The 22,890-nt window shown below is 74.7% G+C and carries 19 protein-coding genes; 9 read left to right on the plus strand and 10 right to left on the minus strand.

All coding sequences use genetic code 11. The features are described 5' to 3' along the window. The first annotated feature begins 814 nt into the window (after nt 1–814). Nucleotides 815–2,197, plus strand: coding sequence for an AMP-binding protein (locus tag ABT006_RS28765; protein WP_350711470.1), 1,383 nt, complete (start codon nt 815–817; stop codon nt 2,195–2,197). 104 nt (nt 2,198–2,301) lie between these two features. On the opposite strand, the gene ABT006_RS28770 is transcribed toward ABT006_RS28765, so the two are convergent. After that, a complete protein-coding gene (locus ABT006_RS28770; protein WP_350711472.1) occupies nt 2,302–2,763 on the minus strand; it encodes a cold-shock protein in 462 nt (153 codons plus the stop codon). Nucleotides 2,764–2,931: 168 nt separating this feature from the next. On the opposite strand from ABT006_RS28770, the gene ABT006_RS28775 reads away from it, so the two are divergent. Beyond that, the gene (locus tag ABT006_RS28775; RefSeq protein WP_350711474.1) at nt 2,932–3,591 is read left to right on the plus strand and encodes a 4'-phosphopantetheinyl transferase family protein; all 660 of its coding nucleotides are present in this window, start codon (nt 2,932–2,934) and stop codon (nt 3,589–3,591) included. 36 nt (nt 3,592–3,627) lie between these two features. On the opposite strand, the gene ABT006_RS28780 is transcribed toward ABT006_RS28775, so the two are convergent. Beyond that, complete coding sequence (locus ABT006_RS28780; RefSeq protein ID WP_350711476.1) at nt 3,628–5,037, minus strand: acyl-CoA synthetase; 1,410 nt, start codon at nt 5,035–5,037, stop codon at nt 3,628–3,630. A gap of 220 nt (nt 5,038–5,257) precedes the next feature. Between ABT006_RS28780 and ABT006_RS28785 the strand changes: the two genes are divergently transcribed. The 5 genes from ABT006_RS28785 (at nt 5,258) to ABT006_RS28805 (ending at nt 8,797) form a co-directional block, all read left to right on the plus strand. Then, nucleotides 5,258–5,971: an HAD-IA family hydrolase gene (locus ABT006_RS28785; protein ID WP_502891037.1), complete on the plus strand. Its 714-nt coding sequence runs from the start codon at nt 5,258–5,260 to the stop codon at nt 5,969–5,971. A 249-nt stretch (nt 5,972–6,220) separates the two neighbouring features. After that, nucleotides 6,221–7,162, plus strand: a complete 942-nt coding sequence (locus tag ABT006_RS28790; RefSeq protein ID WP_350711479.1) for an ABC transporter ATP-binding protein — start codon at nt 6,221–6,223, stop codon at nt 7,160–7,162. Beyond that, complete coding sequence (locus ABT006_RS28795; RefSeq protein ID WP_350711481.1) at nt 7,159–7,896, plus strand: ABC transporter permease; 738 nt, start codon at nt 7,159–7,161, stop codon at nt 7,894–7,896. The genes ABT006_RS28790 and ABT006_RS28795 overlap by 4 nt, the downstream gene beginning before the upstream one ends. Nucleotides 7,897–8,146: 250 nt before the next feature. Beyond that, nucleotides 8,147–8,392, plus strand: coding sequence for a DUF5988 family protein (locus tag ABT006_RS28800; RefSeq protein ID WP_350711483.1), 246 nt, complete (start codon nt 8,147–8,149; stop codon nt 8,390–8,392). A 21-nt stretch (nt 8,393–8,413) separates the two neighbouring features. Then, entirely contained in the window at nt 8,414–8,797 is a 384-nt protein-coding gene (locus tag ABT006_RS28805; RefSeq protein ID WP_350711484.1) for a VOC family protein, read from the plus strand. Nucleotides 8,798–8,931: 134 nt separating this feature from the next. Here the strand turns inward: ABT006_RS28805 and ABT006_RS28810 are convergent, their stop codons facing one another. From ABT006_RS28810 to ABT006_RS28845, 8 genes are all read right to left on the minus strand, one after another. Next, a complete protein-coding gene (locus tag ABT006_RS28810; RefSeq protein WP_350711486.1) occupies nt 8,932–9,765 on the minus strand; it encodes a glycosyltransferase family 8 protein in 834 nt (277 codons plus the stop codon). Between the two features lie 382 nt (nt 9,766–10,147). Then, entirely contained in the window at nt 10,148–11,878 is a 1,731-nt protein-coding gene (locus ABT006_RS28815) for a hypothetical protein (RefSeq protein WP_350711488.1), read from the minus strand. Nucleotides 11,879–11,883: 5 nt separating this feature from the next. Continuing rightward, nucleotides 11,884–13,335 (minus strand): vWA domain-containing protein, encoded by a 1,452-nt coding sequence (locus tag ABT006_RS28820; protein WP_350711489.1) that lies wholly within the window; start codon nt 13,333–13,335, stop codon nt 11,884–11,886. A gap of 35 nt (nt 13,336–13,370) precedes the next feature. Next, complete coding sequence (locus ABT006_RS28825) at nt 13,371–15,539, minus strand: serine/threonine-protein kinase (protein ID WP_350711491.1); 2,169 nt, start codon at nt 15,537–15,539, stop codon at nt 13,371–13,373. Further along, a complete protein-coding gene (locus ABT006_RS28830) occupies nt 15,536–16,405 on the minus strand; it encodes a hypothetical protein (protein ID WP_350711493.1) in 870 nt (289 codons plus the stop codon). The genes ABT006_RS28825 and ABT006_RS28830 overlap by 4 nt, the downstream gene beginning before the upstream one ends. Nucleotides 16,406–16,418: 13 nt before the next feature. After that, complete coding sequence (locus tag ABT006_RS28835; protein WP_350711495.1) at nt 16,419–17,456, minus strand: transporter substrate-binding domain-containing protein; 1,038 nt, start codon at nt 17,454–17,456, stop codon at nt 16,419–16,421. 50 nt (nt 17,457–17,506) lie between these two features. Beyond that, on the minus strand, nt 17,507–18,898 hold the full coding sequence (locus ABT006_RS28840; RefSeq protein WP_350711497.1) for a GlnX family signal transduction membrane protein: 1,392 nt from the start codon (nt 18,896–18,898) through the stop codon (nt 17,507–17,509). A gap of 274 nt (nt 18,899–19,172) precedes the next feature. Beyond that, nucleotides 19,173–20,411 carry a PucR family transcriptional regulator gene (locus tag ABT006_RS28845; RefSeq protein WP_350711498.1) on the minus strand — a complete coding sequence of 413 codons (1,239 nt, stop codon included), beginning with the start codon at nt 20,409–20,411 and terminating at the stop codon, nt 19,173–19,175. An 84-nt stretch (nt 20,412–20,495) separates the two neighbouring features. Between ABT006_RS28845 and ABT006_RS28850 the strand changes: the two genes are divergently transcribed. After that, nucleotides 20,496–21,584 (plus strand): ferredoxin reductase, encoded by a 1,089-nt coding sequence (locus ABT006_RS28850; protein WP_350711500.1) that lies wholly within the window; start codon nt 20,496–20,498, stop codon nt 21,582–21,584. Nucleotides 21,585–21,598: 14 nt separating this feature from the next. Further along, nucleotides 21,599–22,741 (plus strand): fatty acid desaturase family protein, encoded by a 1,143-nt coding sequence (locus ABT006_RS28855; RefSeq protein WP_350711502.1) that lies wholly within the window; start codon nt 21,599–21,601, stop codon nt 22,739–22,741. The last annotated feature ends 149 nt before the right edge of the window (nt 22,742–22,890 follow it).

Here is a 22,890-nt window from a genome sequence, read left to right on the forward strand (position 1 = left end):
TGGGCAGTTCACCCCGGTGGCGGCGGCCGGGCTGGGGCGAGCGTTGGCCCCCGCCCGGTCGGTCCTCACGAGCGTCGTGCGACGCCCCGCGCTCAGGGTTCTGGTCGCGTCGCCGGTCGGTGGTCGGCCGGCTCATCCCGGGCCGGTTTCCAGGGAGGTGCCGGATGCCTGGTGGGCGGGGGAAATTATGAGAGATCCTCTGTTTGCCTTGGCGAGGTAATGCGTCCCCCGCTCCGATGGCGTGACCCTCCGGTGGTCGCATCGGCCGGAAGGGAACGGGCTTGCGTCGCGGCATCGTCCCAGGCGTGCCCGATTCGGACCTTTGGGAACATTAAGCGATTATGTTGTTAAAAATGAATTATGCGCCCAGCGGCTGTCGGGAGCGGGTGCCGCCGCGGGTGTCGGGCCTGTTCAAAATTGAAATAAATTGGCTTGTGGAATTGATTTCCCGTCGCTCCGTCCGGTGGTCGCCCGACAATTTCGCCGTCGATGCGGCTCCATTGTCGAACGCTCCTGCCGGACGGAATTCACTCCACTGTGTCACGGGCGAACCAGAACGGTCCGGCCGGCCATCGCCAAAGGCGACGCCACATCGCGTCCTACCTGGCCCGCCGTCCTCGGGCAGGGGACCTGGCCGGGCGGCTAGGGGTTGTGCCGGACCATTGCGCAGCCTAATTTCGGGGCACCCCGCGTCGATGGCGGGATGGCCGGATATGGGGCTGCTCGAACCCCATGACGTGAAGGGTCCTGTGGCCGTCGTGATGTCCCAGTTGCTGCCGCGACTCGTCCACGTCCCTGGCAGGGGATAACGGGGATGACACTGCTGCCGGCGCTGTGGGGATCGGGCGCGGACCGGGCCGATGCGGTCAGGATGGCCGGCGGCACGCTCTCCAGCGAGGCACTGCTCGGCTGCGTCAACGCGGTCGCCGACCGGATCAAGGGCGCGGGCGTGGTCGCGGTCGACGCCACGCCGACCCTGGAGACGGTCGTGGGCATGCTCGGCGCCGTTCACGCGGGCGTTCCGCTCGTGCCACTACCGCCCGGCGTCGGGCAGTGCGAGCGGAACCGCATCCTGCGGCAGTCCGGGACGACGGTGATCCTCGGAGCGCGCCTGCCCGGCGGCAACCGGCTGCCCACGGTTCCCGTCGACCTGCGCCAGCGTTCCTCGACGCACCATCCCGAGCCCGAGCCGGGCGCCGACGCGGTCATCCTCTACACCGGAGGAGCCGCTGGGCCGTCGCGCGGGGTGCGCATCTCGCGTCGCGCCATCGCCGCCGACCTCGACCTGCTGGCCGCCGCCTGGTGCTGGAGCGGGGACGACGTCGTGGTCCAGGGCGCGCCGCTGTTCCGGGCGTACGGCCTGGTCGTCGGCCTGCTCGGCGCGCTGCGGGTCGGCAGCCGCCTCGTCCACCTCGACCGGAACGCCTGCGCGGGGCCGACCGGCACCATGTACCTGGCGCTGCCCACGCAGTGGGGGAGAATCGCGCGGGACGGCCCGCTGGCCCGGTCGCTGGCCGCGGCGCGGATCCTGATCTCCGCGGACGCCCCGCTTGCCGCCGCCGTGGCCGAGCGGCTCCGGCTGCTCACCTCGCACGCACCGGTCCAGGCGTACGGCACGACCGAGACCCTCATCGCGCTGACCGGTCGGGCCGGCGACCCGCCGGTCGACGGAGCCGTCGGCACCCCCCTGCCCGGCGTGGAGACCCGGGTGCTGGACCGCGATGACCGGCCCGTGCCGGTCGACGGCGAATCGGTGGGCGAGCTGAGCGTCTGCGGGCCGACGCTGTTCAGCGGCTACGTCGGCGGCGGCGGGCGGAGCGCGGCCGGTCCCTGGCACGCCACCGGTGACCTGGCAACCGTGGCCGCCGACGGGTCACACCGGATCATCGGACGGCGGGGGCTCGACGTGGTGCACAGCCGGGGCCGGCGGGTGCACGCCGGCCAGGTCGAGGAGGCATTGATGAGCCATCCCGGCGTCCGGGACGCCGCCGTCGTCGGCACGCCGCACCACACGCTTGACGAACAGGTCACGGCCTACGTCGTCGCCGCCGAGGGCGTGACCGCGCAGGTGCTGATCGACCACGTCGGGCGGCACCTCTCGGCGGCCCAACGCCCCCGGCGGGTGCACTTCGTCGACGAGCTGCCCCGCACCGCGCTCGGCCGGATCAGGAAGTCCCTGCTGGTCGACGCCGGCTGACCCGGCCGCTTCGCACCGTGCGGCCTACTGCGCCCTGCGGCCGATCGGCGTGCGCCGGCCCGCCCCCGCCGTGGCCGGACGCTCCGGCCCGAAACGGGCGGCGGTCAGCCCTCCACCCAGCCGTGCCGTCGGGCCAGGGCCAGCATCCGGGCGCGTACCGCCACGATCTGCGCCCCGGTCAGGTCCGGCACGGAGGTCACCAGCGCCTCGGTGGTCTCGGCGTAGAACGCCCGCTCGGAGAGCACGTCGCAGAGTCCCTCCTCGTCGTCCGCGCCGCCCGCGACCTGCCCGCTCTCCCGACCCCGCCCGCCGGCAACCGGCACGCCGGCCCGGGCCGTCCCGGCCCGCTCCACTGCCGCTGCCGCGCCGACCACCCGCACCAGCACGGCCTTGGGGCCGCGGTCGGTCTCCACCGCGTCATACTCCACCGGGACACCGGGCGTCAACGCCCACTTGTCACCGTCCAGCATGTTCGCGTGTACGAACACGTCGTCGCTGCCGTCGTCCGGGGCGATGAACCCGTAGCCCCGCACCTCGTCGAACCGCACCACCTTGCCAGTGAGCATCGCTTTCCCGCATCCATCCGACCAATCCGCGTGCCCCGCCCGTGGGCGGGGCACCCCCCAGACTGGCAGCCGCCCGCGCGGCCCGGCACCCGTACCCGACCCCTATGGTGCACCCTCCGGCCGGCGTCGGGGCGGTGCGGGTCGCCGCAACGCCTAGCATCGGCGAACGTGATCGAGCAGATCCTGCCCTCCACCGTGGCGGTGGCCGAGTCGTTCACCGACCCCGCCGGCCTGACCCTGTTCCCCGAGGAGCAGGCGCTAGTGGCCGCGTCGGTGGAGAAGCGCCGCCGGGAGTTCACCACAGTGCGGCACTGCGCCCGCCGGGCGCTCGGCGAGCTGGGCTTCCCCCCGGTGCCGATCCTGTCCGGCGTGCGGGGCGCCCCGGTCTGGCCGGACGGCGTGGTCGGCAGCATGACGCACTGCGAGGGCTACCGGGCGGCCGTCCTCGGCCGTACGGCGGCCTTCGCCACCCTCGGGGTGGACGCCGAGCCGCACGCGCCGCTGCCCGACGGGGTGCTCGACGCGATCGCGCTGCCGGCCGAGCGGGCCCGCACCACGGCGCTGAGCGCCGCCGACCCGTCGGTCTGCTGGGACCGCCTGCTGTTCAGCGCGAAGGAGTCGGTCTACAAGGCGTGGTTCCCGCTCACCGGCCGGTGGCTGGACTTCGCCGAGGCGGACATCGTGTTCGATCCGGCCGGGACGTTCACCGCCCACCTGCTGGTGCCCGGCCCGGTGCTCGGCGGGGTGCCGGTGGGCGCCTTCGCCGGCCGGTTCCTGGTCGGCCGGGGCCTGGTGGTCACCGCGATCAGCATCCCGGCGGCCGCCTGACCCGTTCGCCCCCACCGGGTCGCCGCGGCCGACCGGTCAGTCCGCCAGCAGCCGGTTCTTCTGCACCTTCCCGAGGGCGTTGCGGGGCAGCGCGTCGACCAGGCGCACCTCGCGCGGCCGCTTGTGCGCGGACAGGTGCCTGGCCACGAAGTCCACCAGCTCCGGCCCGTCCACCCCGTCGCCCACCACGTACGCGGTGACCTGCTGGCCGAGGTCCGGGTGCGGGATTCCCACCACGGCGGCCTCCCGGACTCCCGGGTGCGCCAGCAGGGCGTCCTCCACCTCGCCGGCGCCGATCCGGTAGCCGCCGCTCTTGATCAGGTCGGTGGACGCCCGGCCGACGATCCGGTGCCAGCCGTCGGGGTCGACCGTGGCGACGTCACCCGTGCGGAACCAGCCGTCCGGGGTGCTGCTCGCCGCGTCGGCGTCCGGACGGTTGAGGTACCCGTCGAACAGGGTGGGCCCGCTGACCTGGAGTTCGCCCATCGCCGCCCCGTCGGCGGGCAGCGTCGCGCCGTGCTCGTCGACCAGCCGCGTCCGTACTCCCGGCAGCGGCAGCCCGACGGTGCCCGGCCGGCGCGGGCCGTCCGCCCGGGCGCTCACCGTGATCAGGGTCTCGGTCATCCCGTACCGCTCGACGACCCGGTGGCCGGTGAGCGCGGCGAGGTCCGCGAAGACCGCCGCCGGCAGCGCCGCGCTGCCCGAGACGAGCAGCCGCGCCGGGCGCAGCGCCCGCGCCGCGTCGGGGTCGGCGGCGATCCGGGACCACACCGTGGGTACGCCGAAGTACATCGAGCCCTCGGCGGCCGCGTACCGTTCCGGCCGCGGCCGGCCGACGTGGTGCAACCGGCTGCCCAGCCGCAGCGGCCCGAGCACACCGAGCACCAGCCCGTGCACGTGGAACAGCGGCAGGCCGTGCACCAGCAGGTCGTCCGGCGTCCAGGCCCAGGCGTCGGCCAGGCCGTCGAGGCACGCGGCGACCGCGCGGCGGGAGATCACCGCGCCCTTCGGCGCGCCGGTGGTGCCGCTGGTGTAGAGGATCAGCGCGGTGCGGGCCGGGTCCGGCTCCGGGTGCGTGGTGTCCGAGCGTCGGCCCAGGTCGATCGGCACGACGGCCGGGCCCGCGCCGTCGGCCGGGCGCTCCGCGCCGGCCGGGACCAGCAGCGCCGTCGACCCCGAGTCACGCAGGATGTGGTCGCGTTCCATGGGCCCGGCGTCCGGCGGCACGGGCACGACGGCCGCCCCGGCGGTCAGCGCGCCGACCACCCCGACCACCGTCTCCAGGGTCGAGGTCGCCTCGATCGCCACCCGGTCGACGCCGCGCAGCTCGTCCGCGACCGCCGCGGCCAGGCGGCGCAGCTCCACCCCGGACACCGCCCGGTCGTCGACGCGGATCGCGTCCGGACGCTCGTCGGTGCCCTCCGACAGCCAGCTCAGCAGCGGCATGGTGCGACCCTTCTCCAGCGGCTCGGGCCCGGCGTCGGATCGGCCGTGCCGTGACCCGGCGCCGGACCGGGGGCCCGGGACGCCGGTAGGGTCGGCGGTGCGCCGGTGGATCCGGGCGGGCGTCGCCCGGCCGGCAGGCCCGGGACGACGATCCCGACCGTAGTCGGGGCGTCCCCCGGCCTGCCACCCCTACCGGCCGGCGCGGTCGGACGGGCGGGAGGTGGCGTCGGTGGTTGGGGAGACGACGGGACGGGTGCCGGCGTCCGCGGGCGTCCGGGCGGTGGTGCTCGACCTCGACGGGGTGCTGGTCGACAGCCTCGCCGTGGCCAGGGAGGCGTTCACCCTCGCGTACGCGGAGGTGGTCGGCGACGGCGTCGCCCCGGTCGAGGAGTACTGCCGCCATTCGGGCCGGTACCTGCCGGAAGTGCTGGAGCTGATGGGCCTGCCGGCGGCGCTGGCCGAGCCGTTCGTCCGGGAGAGCAACCGCCTCGCGCACCGGGTCACCCCGGTCGACGGGGTGCCGGAGCTGCTCGGCACGCTGCGGCGGCGGGGGATCGGGCTGGCCGTGGCGACCGGCCGCAGCGGCGTACGGGCCCGGGACCTGCTCGGCCGGCTCGACCTGCTGCCGCTCGTCGACCACGTGGTGGGCTCGGACGAGGTGCCCCGGCCCAAGCCCGCACCGGACATCGTGCGGCGGGCGCTGCGGCTGCTCGGGGCCCGGCCGGCGGAGGCGCTCATGGTCGGCGACGCGGCGAGCGACCTGCTCAGCGCGCGGGCGGCCGGGGTGGTCGCGGTGGCCGCGCTGTGGGGCGAGTCCGACGAGGAGACCCTGCGCGCCGCCGGCCCCGACGTCGTGCTGACCCGGCTGGACGAGCTGCTGCCCCTCTGCCCGGCGCCCGGCCCACCCCGGCGCGCCGACGGACACAGCCGGTAACCGGTCGACACCCCTGTCCCCGGTGCCGAGCCTCCGGTCGACACCCCTGTCCCCGGGTGGTATCCCGTTCGATACCCCCGATTCGTCAACTGATCGATTGATTCGTACCTCCGATGGACGGATGATGTCCGGCGTCGGCCGGCCTCGCGGGCGTGCCGGCGCCGGCACGCCACCACAGCCGACGCCGCGATCAGCCGAGGGGTTCCGCCCTTTCCGACGGCCGCCCGCACGCGAAGGAGGACCACGCCCATGCCGGTCATCGAAGTAGATCATCTGCAGAAACGGTACGGGGAGAAGGTCGCCGTCGCGGACGTCTCCTTCACCGTCGAACAGGGCGAGATCTTCGGCGTGCTGGGCCCCAACGGAGCGGGCAAGACCACGACCGTCGAGTGCGTGCAGGGGCTGCGTCGGCCCGACGGTGGCACCATCCGGGTGCTCGGGCTCGACCCGGTCCGCGACCGCACCGAGGTGCGCCAGCGCGTCGGTGCCCAGCTCCAGGAGAGCCAACTGCCCGACAAGGTGCGGGTATGGGAGGCGCTGGACCTGTACCGGTCCTTCTACCGCAACCGGGCCGACATCGACGAGCTCCTGACCGACCTCGGCCTGGCCGAGCAGCGCAACACCTACTTCCAGAAGCTCTCCGGCGGGCAGAAGCAGCGGTTGTCGGTGGCGCTGGCCCTGGTCGGGCGGCCCGAGGTCGCCATCCTCGACGAGCTGACCACGGGGCTCGACCCGCAGGGCCGCCGGGACACCTGGGACCTGGTCGAGCGGATCCGCGACCGGGGCGTCACCGTCGTGCTGGTCACCCACTTCATGGAGGAGGCGGAACGCCTCTGCGACCGGCTCGCGATCATCGACCAAGGGCGGGTGGTGGCGATCGACAGCCCGTCCGGCCTGCTCGACCGGGTCGGCACCGACCACCGGGTGCACTTCCGGCCCGACGAGCCGGTCGAGGACGCGCTGCTGCTCGCGTCGCCCGACGTGACCGGGGTGTCCCGCTACGGCGCGGAGGTGGTGGTGACCGGCACGAAGGACGTCCTCCAGTCGGTCCTGTCCGCGCTCAACGGGGCCGGCATCCGCTACACCGGGCTCCGGGTCGAGCAGCCCAGCCTCGACGACGCGTTCGTGTCCCTGACCGGCCGTGGGGGCCGGACCGCCACGCAGTCCCCGATTGACGAGAGGTCATCGTGAGCGCCCTGACGAAGCTGATCGCCGTCGAGACGAAGCTGTTCCTGCGGGAGCCGGTGTCGTTGTTCTTCGTCTTCGCCCTGCCGATCGGCCTGATGCTCGTCTTCGGGCTGCCGCAACGCGCCGGCACGGCCGCTGACACCGGGCAGCACGCCGAGCAGACCTTCCTGCCGTCCCTCGCCCTGGCCCTGACGATCGGCATGCTCGCGCTCTTCACCCTGCCGATGGCGCTCGGCATCTACCGCGAACGCCGGGTCCTGCGCCGCCTGGCGACCACCCCGGTGCAGCCCGCCCTCCTGCTGGTGGCGCAGGTCGTGGTCAACCTCGTGATGGGCGTCCTCGGTGCCGTGGTCACCGCGATCGCCGTACGGTTCCTGCTGGACCAGCCGGCGCCGGCCAACTTTCCCGGTTTCGTGCTGGCGTTCCTGCTCGGGGTGGCGTGCCTCTTCGCCGTCGGGCTGCTGATCGCGGCGCTGGCGCCGTCCGCCCGGGCGGCGCAGTCGATCGGCCCCGCGCTGTTCTTCCCGCTGCTCTTCCTGGCCGGCGCCTGGCTGCCTCGTGACCGGATGCCGGCCGTCCTGGCCTTCATCGGCGACTACTCGCCGCTGGGCGCCACGGTGGACACCATCGGCGCGGCGTGGGCGGGTGCCAGCCCGGAGTGGGGGCAGCTGCTCGCCCTGGCCGTGACGGCCGTGCTCGGCTCCGTGGCGGCCACCCGGTTCTTCCGCTGGGAGTGAGCCGACCGGTGGCCGGCGCCCGGGGCATCGTCGCTGCCCAGGGCCGGTCCTAGGGGTCCGCTAAGGGTGTTCGGCCGATGTGACCTGGATTACGTTCGGTGCGGAACGGGCGGCCGGCCACCGGAACAACGACGTTCGACCCGGAGCGTCCGTTCACCCCGGCAACGGGTGTCGTCAGACCTGTGTGGACGCGTCCGCCGGCCAGCGGCGGGCCCGTCCGAGGTGTGCGGAATGCGACGGAGGTCGTGCCATGAAGGACTTTTCGCAAGCTGATCCGGTCGCCCGGGACGTCGTCGGCATCATCGACGTCGTCCTGGAGGGCGGCCCGGCCGACCTGCCGGCCGACCTGCGCAGCCACCGGGTGGCGCGGGCGGAGGAGAAGATCAAGGTCCGGCACTACGGAGGGTACGAGCACTTCGAGCGGGGCTCCGCCCCAGAAGCGGCTGACGTGCCCGTGGTCTTCCGCTGGACCGGTCGAACCCGGATCGCCGAGTAGCGGAAGGGCGGCACGAGTCTCATGAGGGCAGCGAACGACCGGCCGGGGCCCCACCTCACGGTCGGCGACACGGCCGAAGCCATCGCCTTCTACACGGACGTCTTCGACGCCGTCCAGATCCAGCGGGAGTGCCTGCTCGACGGCCGCGTCCTGCGCGCGGAACTGGCCGTCGGAAGCCACCACCTGACCGTCAGCGAATGGGACGAGGCGCGGCCCTCCGCCGGAGGCGACAGCCGGGACGACGACGTGTTGACCATCGAGCGGGCCGACCCCGAGTCGGTGCTGCGGCGCGCGGTGGCCGCCGGTGCCCACGTCGAGACTCAGGCGGACGCGTCGTCCCACGTGACGCTGCGCGATCCGGCCGGTCTGTGCTGGACCGTCGTCGGACCGCGGCGGGCGGCATAGGCGACCGCCGCCGACGTCGGCCGACGGCCGGGACGAGGACGCACGAAGGGGCTGCGCTCACCGAGCGCGGCCCCTTCGGCTATATCCCGCGATCTCCCCCGCGCCCACAACGCACCCGGCGTGGCGCGACGTCGTCAACGTCGCACTGTCTGCAGGAGGCCGCCGTTCAGCCGACGGTGCTTCCAGTACAGGTCCCGGCGGGCGCCCTTCGGGAAACCGGGCTTCCAGGGCTTTATCGGACCTGCCGGATGAATGATCGCCGCGTCGGACAACTTGCCGCCGAATTCCGGCTCCAACCGCCATGCCATGAGGTCGTTCCAGCGCCGGGGAAGCCTCAGCCAGTTGCCGTAGACGGCGTAGTTCAGGGCGTCCTGATCCGGATAGCGGGATTCGTGCGCGTGGCGGGCGAGGTAATTCAGGCTCGTCTCGGTTACTTTGGCCTCTTTCCAGTGCGGGACGTCAATGAGAAGCACCCCCGAGTTGAAATAGTCGGCGCGCGGGTCCAGTTCCTTGTACGACGCGAGGCCGGGCAGACCCCCCATGTCCAGCAGACGTCGGTTGAACGGGTCCCGCACGGCGCCGAGGGGTGCCGTGCCCATGTCGATCTCGAACAGCGGTTTGAGCGAGTTGGTGCACATCACGTCGCAGTCCAGGTAGAGCACCCGCTCGACGTCGGCCGGAAGCGCTCCGGGAACCAGTAGACGCAGGTACATCGCGGGGGAGAGGTACTGCAACAACGGGTCGGACCCCCTGGGCAGCCTCATCACGGAGGTGTCCACGTCCAGGAACGAGACCGTCGCGTTGGGCCCCGCGGCGCGGCCCAGGATCGTTCGCGCCCGACCGTCGACATCGTCGGCAGTGATGACCCAGTAGCGCAGGTCCTCGTCCGGCATGGCGTCCGCCACGGTCGCCATGACCACGGCTGCGTGAGCGGAGTAAGCGGCGTCGAAAGTCAGAGTGAGATCCACAGGCTCTCCTCGCGGAATTCGAGCGTTGTCCATGAAGCTTGCCCGCGAAGCGGGGCGATCGCAAGAGAGGAATGCGGCGTGGGACGCATTGTCGGCATCACCCCTGGCGTCCAATGTCGCTGTGGAATGGGTCCTTATTCGACCCTTTCCGATAGGCGGTCCGAGTTTTCCGTTCCTCGGCGCCGGCCAATGAAAGCAGGGCGCCCGGATGCGCGCCTTACGGAACTCGGCATCCAGGCTGGCCCGGGACCGGAAAGCTCAGGCCGGGCTGTTTCACGAAACGCCGTCGGTCGTGGTGAATGCCTGTTCGCAGGCGTTGCCCTGGTTCGGCTGGCGCGTCGCGGGCGCCGGGCAGGTCAACGGCGACGGCTGTCCATAGTGGTCACGTTGTCCGCGGCGGACGGGCGTTGCGCTTGCGTACGGCGAAGAAGAGCGCCGCGGCCCGGCGGACGTCGCCCGGCCGTCGTGGATCCGTGGCGACGTCGTGCAGCAGGTCCCGGTCGGCCCGGTCCGCGGCCAGCGTCATGAGCAGCGAGAAGCACTCCCGCGCGGCGTCCCGGCCGGCGGGGCGGTCCGCGCCGCCGGCCCAGTGCGTCAGCAGCGCCGCGAGCACGTCCGCCCGGAACGGGAGTGCGCCGGCCCCGCCCGTCCCGGCGCGGCTGGCGAGCAGGTGACCGGCGGCGATCGCGCCGTCCGGCTCCGCCAGGCGGTCCCGCAGGAAGGCCGGCGCGACGGCGGCCCGGCTGATCGCCTGCAACGCGACGAACCGCGTCGAGCGGGTGTTCATCAGCGTCACCCACTCGTCGGGCCGCCAGTCCCGGGCCAGCGGCCCCGCCGCCAGGTAGTCCACCAGGCTGGGCCAGACCGAGGCCAGGGTGTGCCGGTCGGCCCGGAAGAGGTTCGTGGCGAGCAGGATCTGCCGTACGTGGGCGGGCCAGTCGGGCAGCGCCCGGGCCGGGGGAGCCGGCGCGTGCGCCGCCGACCAGTCCACGACCGCCGCCACCGGATCGCCCCCGGTGACCGCGGCGGTCGCCGCCACCTCGACGAGTTCGGTGTGCCGCGCCATCAGCCAGGCGGCGATCGACTCGCCCTCGGGTGGGCAGCGCAGCAGCGCCTCACAGGCGGCGTCCAGGCTGTCCCGGCCGCCGCGCAGCAGGGCGCGGACGAACTCGTCGAGCAGGGCCGCCGGGCCGGGCTGCGGGGCTGCTTCCGCCTGCCCGCCCTCCCACACCAGCACGGCGATGGTGGCGGTCAGCGGGTTGTGCACCGGGCCGGTGATGCGCTGGGCATGGGCCCAGTCCAGGAACCGGCGCGCCGTGGCGTCGTCCGGGAACCACCGGGCGGCCAGCAGCGCGACGTCGGCGTCGGTGAAGTGCGCCAGGTGGTACGCCGCGTAGCCGTCGCCCAGCACGGCCAGCTCGTCCTCGGCCAGGTGCCGCGTGGTCACCAGGAGGCGCCACGGCTTCGGCGCGGCGGCCGGGGCGGGGGAGCGGGCCAGGGTGGCGAGGCGGTTGAGCACGACGGCCCGCTCGTCCGGGTCGGCGACTGCGTCGACCCCGTCGACGCAGACCAGCCACCGCCGCCCGGGAGCGGGCGGCTGCTCCACGTCGAGCGGGGCGCCCTCCCGCGGGTACGCCTCGGCGAGCGCGGCGGGCAGCGGCTGGTGCACCAGGGCGGCGGCCGGCAGGCTCACCAGCACCGGACCGGGCGGGGACCGTCGCCGCCGGCCGCGTCCGGCGAGCCAGCGCTGCGCCGACCGGGCGCTCTCGTAGCGGACGAGCGCCGTCTTGCCGCTGCCCGGCTCACCGATCAGCAGCACGTTGCCGGCGCCGGTGAGCAGGTCCGCCACGTCGACGCCGTCGCCGGCCGGGGCGAGTCGGGGCACCACCCGGCGCGGCACGTACACCTCGGACAGCGGCTTCACGTACCCGCCGAACCGGTGCGGGTGCACGATGCCGGCGTCCGCCTCCCGCTTCCAGACCGGGCTCAGCGCGGACCACCAGCCGCGCCGGTCCCGGTCCCGGGTGTACCGGCGGACGGCGAGGACCGCGCCGGCGAGCGCCAGCGTGCCGCTGACGACTCCGGCGACCTGGTTGGGGATCTCCAGGTCCATCGGCGTCAGGGCCGGCCGGCGCCGGGCCGGTCCGCCGCCAGGTGGTGGGCCCCGCACCCCTCGCAGTAGGCGCCGGTCTGCGTCTCGCCGCAGTGCCGCCACGGCGCGGGCGGGCCGGCCGGCGCGGACCGCTGCGCCGGCGGCTCCTGCGGCCCCCACCGCGAGGTGTGGTGGGACACGACCAGGGAGGACTGGGTCAGCCGGGCGTCCACGTCGGGCTTGAGGCGGACCCGGCCGCCGGCGGCGTCCAGGACGTCCACCACCCGGGCGAGCAGGACCACGTCGTCGTCGCGGCCCGCGGCGTGGGCGAGCGCGACCGCGCGGCCCAGGTGCTCCTCCGCCTCGCCGGTCCGGCCCGCCCGGGCGGCCGTCAGCCCGCGCTGGACCGCCGCCGCGTAGTCCTGCTGCCGGGTGTAGTGGGCGACGCTCTCGTTGATCTCCGAGTACCGCAGGGCGTCCTCGGTCCACTCCACGGTGATCGGCGCCTCGACCGGCTCGCCGTCCGCGTCGGCGTGGACGCTCACCCAGCCGACCCGCCGGCGTGCCCCCGGCGCCATCGCGTCGACCTCCAGGGCGACGTGGTAGTCCCGCTGGTCGTGCGGGCTCCACGCGCCGACCGGGTAGTCGGTGGTCAGCTCGCCGGCCGGCTCGCCGCGCCCCGTGAGGTCGGCGATCGCCGGGTGTACCTGCTTGACGAAGCGGACCCGGGTCAGCCCGGTGGTGCGCACCCGGAGCCGCACGCCGGCGACCCGGCGGGACATCGCGCGCCTCAGCACCGCCCGGAACTCGTCGGCGAGCCCGGCGAGATCCTCCACCGGCACGACGGGGTTGGCCCCCAACGCCTCCGCGATGCCCAGCAGTTCCGCCGCGTCCCAGTCGTGCACGCCGTCGGCGGAGCCGATGGCGCGGCAGTCGACGGTGAAACGCCCCACGCAGTCGTCCACCGCCGCCCGCAGGTCGGCCGGGCGCTGGGACTCGTTGCGGCCGTCGGTGAGCAGGATGACGTGCCCGATCGCGTCGGGCCGCGTGGCGAGCAGCCGGCGGGCCAGCAGCAGCCACGTGCCGATGGCGGTGCCGCCGTGCGGCGCCACGCGCCGCAGCGCGTTGCGGGCGGCGGCGCGGGTGCTCTCGTCGGCGACCGCCAGCCGCCGGTCGCCCGGGTAGACCATCGTGGCGTTGGCGGTGCCGGCCACCACCGCGAACGCGACCCCGTCCGGCAGGGCGTCGATGGCGGCGGCGGTCGCCTGCCGGGCGGCCCGCATCTTGGCCTGCGGCGCCCCCATCGAGCCGGAGGAGTCGAGCAGGATCACCTCGGCCAGGCCGTCGTGGCGGACGTCCCCGTCCTCCGGCTCCGCGCCCTGGACGGTGGCGACGACGTCGACGACCGCCCCGTCGGCGGGCACGTACTCGGTGTGGTGCACGCTCAGGCGCAGCGGCAGACCGTTGGCGGGGGGCACGGGTGACCTCTTTCCGTCGGGGCCGGCGGCCGGGCTCACCACCACGTCACCGGCCGGTACGCGTTGGCAAGGTCGACGAGCGCGATCCGCTCGCGCCGGTCGGCGGTGCGTCGGGCCCGGGACCGGCACCGGCGCTCGAACGCGCCGCGCAGGGCGTCCTCCTCCAGCGGGTGGCCGAACAGTCGCCGCCCGGCGTGGCGCCCGGCGGCCAGGTCGCAGTCCAGCGCGATCCGCAGGATGTGCGCCTCGACCTGCTCGCGTTCGTCGAACGGGGGCAGCTTGTCGACCATTCCTGCGGCGTCGAGCGCGGCGTCGAGCCGGTGCCCGTCGTCCGGCACGTCGAGCAGGATCCGCACCGCGCAGGTCACCGCCACCGTCGAGGCCCGGGACGACTCCGGCACCTTCAGCAGGGCGTCGGCGGCGCTGCGCGGGTCGGCCGTCGCCAGCAGGCAGCGGGCCAGCCCGAAGGCCGCGCCCACCACGCCCGGGTCGGTGTCCCACACCCCCCGGTAGTGGTCGGCGGCCGTGCGTGGGTCGCCGTCGAGTTCGCAGGCCACCGCGTACGCGAGCCGGGTGGAGACCTCGCCCGGCAGCCACCCGTAGACCTGCGCGAAGCGGCGGCGGGCGGTGCCGAAGTCCCGGCCCACCAGGGCCACCAGGCCGCGGTGCCACCACAGCGACCAGTCCCGCAACTCCTCGGGGAACTCGGCGAGCAGCGGCCCCGCCTCGTCCGCCCGGCCGGCGGCGAGGTGTGCCCGGACGGCTCGGTAGGTGACCTGCGCCGTCCGCTCCGGGGCGGTCTTCAGTAGCTCGATGAGCTCCGCCGGGTCGGTCGGGCCGAGCGAGGCGAGGAAACCGGCGGCCGGGTCGGCGCCGTCGACCAGGGGCGCGGGCAGACCGAGCATGATCTCCACGACGTCGAGCGCGTCCCCGTCGGTGTGCAGGCCGAACGCGCACGCGGAGGGGCTGAACAGAGTGGACCGGGTCGGCCGGGGCACGCCGTCGCCCGCCGAGGCGACCTGCCGCCGGACCCCCCGGACCTGCTCGCGCATCTCGGCGGCGGAGGCGAACCGGTCGTCCGGCTCGGCGGCGGTGGCGCGGGCCAGCAACCGCAGGAACGGGTCGAGCCGCGCCGGCACGGGCAACCGCAGCAGGTCCGGTCCGGGCGGGATCCGGGTCACGTCGACGGACCGGGGCACCAGGGTCAGCGCCGCGAGGGTCCGGCCGACGGTGTAGAGGTCCGACCGTACGCTCGGGCCGGCCGGCCCCAGGCGTTCCACCTCCGGGGCGGTGAAGCCCGCGGTGCCCCAGGCCGGGCTCACCGTGTTGTCGATCCGGCGGGCGGCGCCGAAGTCGACGAGCTTGATCGGGTCGTTGGCGCCCTGGCCGCCGACCCGCATCACGTTCTCGGGCTTCAGGTCGCAGTACAGCCAGCCCTGGTCGTGCAGGTACTCGAAGGCGTCGAGGATCTGCACGCCGTACCCGAGCGCCTGTGCCACGTCGACGGCGCAGGAACCGCCGCCCGGCCCGGCCGCGCTGCGCGCCTCCTCGAGGGTGCCCCCGTTGACGTACTCCATCACCAGGTAGCCGGCGTCCCGGTCGGACTCGGGCCGCAGCGCGTGGGTGATCGTGACGATGTGCGGGTGGTTCAGGGCGATCAGCGCCTGCCGTTCGGCGACGAACGCCGCGACGGCCTCCCGGTCCTCCGGGTTGCGCTGCCCCTTCAGCACCCGCCACGCGCCGTCCATGTCCTCGTCCCGGGCGAGGAACACCCAGCCGACCCCGCCGTTGCCCAGGCAGCCCTCGATCCGGTAGCGCCCGGCCCGCAGGTCGCCGTTGGCCAGCGGCGGGGTGAAGGAGTACCGGGTGCCGCAGTCCGGGCAGTATCCGGCGACCCGGGGCAGCCGGCGCCGGCAGGTCGTCTTCGCGCAGTAGCGGGAGTGCTCGGGGACGACCGGCTGCGACACCAGCGCCGACAGCGGGTCGTGGGGCCGGGCGGTGGGCAGCACGGCCGGCTGCTCCCACGGCCGGGACGCCGTTCGCGCCGGGCGCCGGTCGAGGTCGGGGCCGGGGCCGGGGCTCGGCCCCGGGCCGGTGGCGGCGCCGGCCCCGGCGCACTCGTGCCCCCACAGCCGGCAGAACCCGTCGGAGTCCACGCTGCCGGGGCAGTTGCGCTCCGCGCAGCCGCGGCTGACCGCCGTCATCGCGTACCCCCGTTCACGGCCTGCTGGTAGGCCCGGACCGCCCGGCTGGCGCCGGTCACGTCGAAGACGTCGGGGCGCAGCGCGGCCCGGGCGTCCCGGTAGCTCTCCTCGACGCCGGGATGCTCGGCCCGGCCCACGTCGGCGGCCTTCTGCCGGTACGCCTCCAGCCGCCCCGTGAGCTCCAGGTGGCACCGGCGGCGCAGCCGGCGCCGCGCGGCGTCGGTCAGCTCGACCGCCCGGTCGACGGCTTCGGACAACGTCCCGTCGCCCCCGTCCGGCCCGGCGTCGCCGCGCAGCCACCGCCCCCGGCCCGCCGCCTCGGCGGCGGCGACCTGCTCCAGCAGCCCGTCGACCGCGAGCCCGGCCACGGGGTCGGCCCCGTCGCCCAGGCCCTCGGCGGCGGCGTCCGCGGCGAGCCGCCGGAGCCGGTCCAGGGAGGAGCGCAGCCGCTGCGCCCGGACCGCCAGCCGGTCGCGGCCGTGCGCGTCCACGATCCGGCGGATCCGGGCCACGTGCTCGCGGGCCGCCACCACGACCTGCTCGACGGTCATCTCCTCCAGGCGGACCGGCTCGCCGGTCGCCGCGGTGAACCGGACCCGGCAGGGGCCGGCCAGCAGCCGGGCCAGCGCGTCCGCACCGGCGGGCGTGGACCGGTCGACGCCGTCGAGGTCGTCGACCAGGCGGTCCAGGGCCAGCGACAGGCAGCCGAGCCGGTGCAGCAGGTCCCGGGCCTCACGCGCGGACGCCGCGGCGGGGCCGGTCGGCTGCCGGAAGGCGTCGGTGACGAGCTGCTGCACCTCGAGCAGGCTCTCGCACACCCAGGCGTGCGCCGCCAGGGTGGCGTCGAGGCGTTCCCGGTGGGACATCAGGCGCCGCCCGTCAGTCGGTCGGCCGCGGCGTGACCGGCGGCGGGTCGGGGGGCGGCCACACCGTGGTCGGCGGCTCGGGCGACGGCATGCCCCTGTCCCGGTGCCCGGCGAGCCACCGGTCGTGGGCCTGCCGCCACACCGTCGCGGTGCGCGGCGACGCCAGCACGTGGTTCACGTACGCGGCCAGCTCCCGGCCGTGGTCGAGGTGGAACGCGAAGGCGTGCGGCTCGTCGGTGAACCAGGTGCAGTCGGAGTCCCGGTGGTACGCGCAGAACTGCCGGTCGCGGCGTGGCGGCTCGGTCACCAGCATCGTGTCCGGGGCCATCTGGGCGAAGCCCAGCAGGATGTTCTCGTCGGTGCTGACGCCCTCGACCTGGCCCTGGCGCAGCATGACGAGGCAGTCGACCGAGTGGATGGCCTGCACCGGCACGAGCCGCTCGCCCGCCAGGGTGCGGTAGCTGGAGATCATCGCGAGCGAGGTCGTGTTCGCGCCGGCGCAGACCCGCTTGCCGCCGAGCTGCTCCATGCCGGCGTACTCCGGCACCCCGTCGGCGCGTTCGCGGACCAGCACGCTCTGACCGGAGTCGAGGTAGTCGTTGGAGAAGACGACCCGCCGGGCGCGTTGGCACGTCGCCGTCAGGGAGGTGGCCACGACGTCGATCTCGCCGTTCTCCACCATGGTGAAGGCGCCCTGGCCGGGCGGCACCACCTTGAAGGTGAGCCGCTCGCGCGGGTCCTCCGTCGGCCAGAGGGCCCGGGCGACCGCCAGCATCAGCTCGATGTTGAAGCCCTCGAACCGCTGGGTGCGGGCGTCCCAGTGGCTCATCGTGGCGTCGGACGGGTCGACGCCCACCACCAGCTCGCCCCGGTCGAGGATCCGGGACGGTGGGGTCGAACTCGCGGGAAGGCTGCGGCGTACCGGGCAGATCGCGTCCGCCCCGTCGGTCGTCGGGACCGTCGCCACGCCCTGCGGCCGCGCCGGGGGCGCGGGAGGCGGCGCCGTCGGCGCGGTGCACCCGGTGAGGGCGGTCAGGAGCGCGGCGACCATCGCCCCCCGGCCACCGCGTCGCGTCGTCGTCGGAGCCCTCCGGGTCGCGTTCACTGGTACTCCAGGTAGCGCTGGCGCAGCCCGGCGACCACCCCGGCGGCGGCGAGCAGCGTGACCCAGGCGGCCGTGCCGCCGAGATGGCGTGGCGCCTCGGGCAGGTCGGTCACCATCCGGGAGACCTCCTGGTTGCGGGCGGTCAGGTCGGCGAGGAGGTGGCCCTCCGCGGTGACGAACGCCCGGCCCGCCGAACCGTCGCTGAGCACGGTGTCGACCGCGTTGCGGAACGCGTCGGGTGTCCGGCTCTGCCGGGCCGGCCAGACCGCCTCCGTCAGGGCGGTGCAGTCGATCCGGTCCCTCGGGGGCTCCTGCCCGGCGGGATCGGCGCAGAGGTCCCGCCGGTCGAAGTCGGCCTTGTGTCCCGCCGGGTCGACGCTCGCCCCGAGCCCGAGGTAGACGTCGGCGCGGCCGGCCAGCAGGGTGCCGAGCCGCTGCTGGGTGGCGCTCTGCGCGTCGACCGCCCGTTCCAGCTCGGGGAACCTCCGGTCGGCGTCCGGCCAGTGCCACCACGACGAGACCAGCATGGCCAGCGCGGCCGCGGTGCCCAGCGAGGCCAGCAGCAGGCCGGCGTTCAGCCGGCGCCGGGTCTTGCGGCGCAGCCACACCTGCACCACCACCAGGGCGGCGAGGGTGCCCAGCGGCACCAGCACGGACGCGGCGAGCCACGGCCGCGCGTCGGCGCGGGCCTCGAGCAGGCGCCGGGTGTCGTAGTTCCACAGGCCCTGCGCCGCGGTGAGCAGTTCGGTGGACATGTAGTGCGACGCCTCGCGGGCGTAGGCCGAGGCGAGCACGGCGCGGGCCGCCGCGTCGTCCGTCCCGGTCTCCGCCGTCGTCGTCTCCGCCGGAGCGCAGGGGCGGCGCTGCTCCGCGCCGGGAAGCGCGGGGAGGGGGCCGGCCACCCGCAGCGCGGCGCAGACCACGTCCCGGTAGACCTTCAGCCGCGCGGCGATCGTCGCCAGCCGGGTCAGCCGGTCGGGGTCGTCGACGGCGTTGCCCATCGAGTCGGTCAGCGTGCGCTCCACCTCGTGCACCGCCGCGTCGTACGCGCCGACGAGCGACGCGCGCCGGCCCTCGGTGGGCGGGAGCAGGAAGACGGCGCTGGCGGCGACGTCGGCGTCGGCGAGGCCCTGGTAGATCTCCCGGGCGGTCGTGCTGGTGCGCACGGCGGTCTCGGCGGACCGCTCGCCCAGCGTGGTGGCGGACGCCCGGGACTGCACGGCGACGGCGGCGGTCGCGGCGAGCGCGGCGACCAGCACGGCGCCGCCGACCACGATCAGCGCCGGGGTCGTCCGCAGGGCGTCGCGGAGCCGGCCCGCGCGACGTCTCCGTCGGGTGGCCGGGGTCGACCGGTCGGCCCCGGGTCCGTCCCCCGTGTGCGGCGCCATGCACGTCCTCTCGCTCGCCGGGCCCCGCCCGACGGCCCTCCTGGTGTGGGCGTCGCGGTGTCGGAAGCAGCCCCGTTCCGCCCCGCCGCGCGGCGACCACCGGCCTTGCCGGCGGCCGACGTGGTGATCGCGGGCGAGGAGGGACCAGGGTGCCAGACGAAGTCGGCCGGCGATACGGGTATGTCCGGTATCTGACCTGATAGTTCCCATGCGCCCGGCGCGTCCCGTCGCCGATCCCCGGGGCGGGGCCGCGTCCACGAGGGCCGACGGCCGATCAGGACGGTGAGTCGCCGGCCCGGTCGCGGGGCGGGAAGGCCAGGGCGAGGGTGAGGTCGAGGACGGTCCCCGGGTCGGTCAGCCGGTCGCCGTACAGTTCGCGGAGCTTGCCCATCCGGTAGCGCACGGTCTGCGGGTGCACGAAGAGGTCGGCGGCGACGTCGTCGCGCCGGCCGTGGTGCAGCAGCCAGGAGCGCAGCGTCTCGGCGAGGCGGTCGGCGGTGGCGGGCGGCAGCGACGCCAGCGGCGCCAGGACCCGGGCGCGCAGGTCGGCGATCCCCTCCGGGTCCGTGCTCAGTGCCAGCTCGGCGAGGTGCTGCTCGGTGTCCAGCGCCGCGCCGTCGTCGGCGGGGTGGAGGCCGAGCGACAGGGCCCGGGTCGCGCGCTGGTAGGAGGAGGCCACCCGGGTCCACGGGCGGGCGGGGCCGAGCACCGCGCGCCGCCCGCGCAGCACCCGGGCGAGCTGGCGCCGCCGGTCGCCGTGCGTGTCGGGCACCAGCAGCACCGCGAGGTCCTCGCCCGCCGCGGTCGCCGGCAGCTCCTCGCCGCTCTCCAGGGTGTGCGGGTGCAGCAGCGCGAGCGCCGCCCGGAGGTTGGCCCGCGGCAGCAGCACGACGGTGAGGGTCTGCGGCGGCGGCCAGTCGGCCCGGTCGGCGCTGCGCAGCAGCACCTCCTCGGGCTCGCCGGCGAGCAGCCGCTGGGTGAGCCGTTCCAGGTTGCGGCGCCGGGCCCGGCCCACGCTGGCCAGCTCGTCGGCGTGCCCGGCCACGCTGGCGGCGGAAAGTTCGTCGATGTACGCGAACATCAGCTCGGCGAACTCGGCGACGGTGGCCGCGGACGACCCGCCCTGCACCGTGGTGGTCGACATCTCCCGCCACGAGACGCGGGCGCCCACCCGGTACGCGGCCAGCAGCGCGTCCATGCTCCGGCCGGAGCGCGCCTCGCCGCTGCCGAGGGCGTACGCGGCCTCCAGGGCGCCGACCAGGGGCGTGCTCGGGTCGGCGCACTGGGAGCGCTCGATGAGCTGGAGGAACGTGCCGAGGGCGAGCTGCACCGCGGTCTCGATCTTCTCGCGCATCTGGCCGGTGAGGGTGCCGGAGTAGCTCGGGACCTCGGCGGTGATCGCGGTGATCGTCCGCTCGGCGAGCAGCGGCAGCCGGTCGCGCAGCGCGGCCGCGACCCGCACGTCCAGTTCGAGGCCGGCCGCACGCCGGGTGGCCTCGGAACGTTCCGACACGTTTGTTCCCTCCGCACAAAAAGCCTGGATCGGTTCACCTTCGCAGGCCAAGATTTTATGCCAGGCCGCCGCGACCATCGAATCATGACGACCACCGTCCCGCGCCCACCCGCGAAGGCGTCCCTGCGGGGCCGCATCCTGCGGCTGGCCGCGTCGGTCACCACCCCGCTGCTGCCCGACGACTACCTCGACCTGGTGGCCCCGCTGCGCTCCGGGGCGGACCTGCGCGGCCGGATCGTCGCCGTCCGCCCCGAGACCGCCGACGCGGCGACACTGGTGATCCGGCCGGGCCGCGACTGGCGGGGCCACACCCCCGGCCAGTACGTCCGCCTCGGCGTCGACGTCGACGGCGTGCGCCTGTGGCGGGCGTACTCGGTCACCTCGGCCCCGACCGCCCGCGGGCCCATCTCGATCACCGTCAAGGCGATCCCGGACGGCGTGGTCAGCAACCACCTCGTCCGCCGGGCGCAGCCCGGGACGCTGGTCCAGCTCGACCAGGCCCAGGGCGACTTCGTGCTGCCGGGCCGGCCGCCCGCCCGGGTGCTCTTCGTGACCGCCGGCAGCGGGGTCACTCCGGTGATGGGGATGCTGCGCTCGGGCGTACTGGCCGGCGCCGACGTCGTCGTGGTGCACTCCGCGCCGACCCCGGCCGACATGATCTTCGGCGCCGACCTGCGGAACCTCGCCGCGCAAGGCGCGATCCGGCTGGTGGAGCGGCACACCGACGCCGACGGGCTGCTCACCGTGGCCGACCTCGCCGGCCTCGTGCCCGACCACCTCGACCGGGAGACCTGGGCCTGCGGCCCGGTCGGCCTGCTCGACGCGCTGGCGGAGCACTGGGCGGCCCGGGGTCGCGGCGACCGGCTGCACACCGAGCGGTTCCGGCCCACCGTCATCTCACCCGGGGAGGGCGGCACCGTCACCTTCGCCCGCTCGGGGGTGACCGTGGCGGCCGACGGCGCCACCCCGCTGCTCGACGCCGGCGAGAACGCCGGGGTGCTGATGCCCTCGGGCTGCCGGATGGGCATCTGTTTCGGCTGCGTCCTGCCGCTGCGCCAGGGCGCGGTCCGCGACCTGCGCAACGGGGACCTGACCACGGCGGTGCCCGGCGACGGCGTCCTCATCCAGACCTGCGTGTCGGCCGCGGCCGGCCCCTGCGACATCGACCACTGACCGGAGTACCCGACGTGACCGTGATCCAGAACAAGCCCGTCAACCCGATCGCCCACCTGACCGCCGAGGACATCGAGACCATCGGCAAGGAACTCGACGCGATCCGCGATCGGGTGATCGCCGACCGGGGCGAACGGGACGCCGCGTACATCCGCCGGGTCATCTCGACGCAGCGCAAGCTGGAGCTGGGCAGCCGGGTGGTGCTGCTGTTCTCGCTCTTCCCGCCGGCCTGGATCGTGGGCACCGCCGGCCTGACCGTGGCCAAGATCCTGGAGAACATGGAGATCGGCCACAACGTCCTGCACGGCCAGTGGGACTGGATGCGGGACCCGAAGATCCACTCCACCACCTGGGAGTGGGACCACGTCTCGCCGGCCGACCAGTGGAAGCACTCGCACAACGAGCTGCACCACCGGTACACGAACGTGATCGGCAAGGACAACGACCTCGGGTACGGCATCATGCGCGTCGACGAGGACCAGCGGTGGCAGCCGTTCCACCTGGGCCAGCCGCTGTGGAACTTCATCAACGCCTGCTTCTTCGAGTACGGCATCGCCGCGTACGACCTGGAGCTGGGGCGCAACCTGCGCAAGGGCCGGCACAAGAAGCCGGAGTTCCGGGCCCGGGCCCGCGCGGTGGGGCGGAAGATCCGCCGGCAGGTGCTCAAGGACTACGTCCTGCACCCGCTGCTGTCCGGGCCGTCGTTCCTGCACACGCTCGCCGCCACGTTCACCGCCAACCTCCTGCGCAACCTGTGGAGCCACTCGGTGATCATGTGCGGGCACTTCCCGGAGGGCGTGGAGACCTTCTCCCGGCGCTCGATCGAGGGCGAGACCCGCGGCGAGTGGTACCTGCGGCAGATGCTCGGCTCGGCCAACATCAGCGGCAGCCGGCTGCTGCACATCATGACCGGAAACCTGTCGTACCAGATCGAGCACCACCTCTTCCCCGACCTGCCCAGCAACCGCTACCAGGAGATCGCCCCCGAGGTGCGGGCCCTGTTCGACCGGTACGGGCTGAAGTACACCACCGGCTCGCTGCCCCGGCAGGTGTTCTCCGCGTGGAAGAAGGTCTTCCGGCTGTCCCTGCCCAACCGGAAGACCCCGGACCCGGTCGACGACCGTCCCGCCCCGGCCCTCGCCTCCGTGGGCGCCTGACCATCCCCGACGCCGCCGCCCGGGCGCGAAACGCGCTGGGCGGCGGCGTCGCCGTCCGCGTACAGTCGGGGGCATGGAGATCAGGCGTTCCTTCGCCGCCGCGGCCGCGCGAGCTTCGCGCTCGTCGGTCGCCGCCGCCTGACCTCACC

Source organism: Micromonospora sp. NPDC002717 (assembly GCF_040295705.1).
Classification (GTDB): domain Bacteria; phylum Actinomycetota; class Actinomycetes; order Mycobacteriales; family Micromonosporaceae; genus Micromonospora.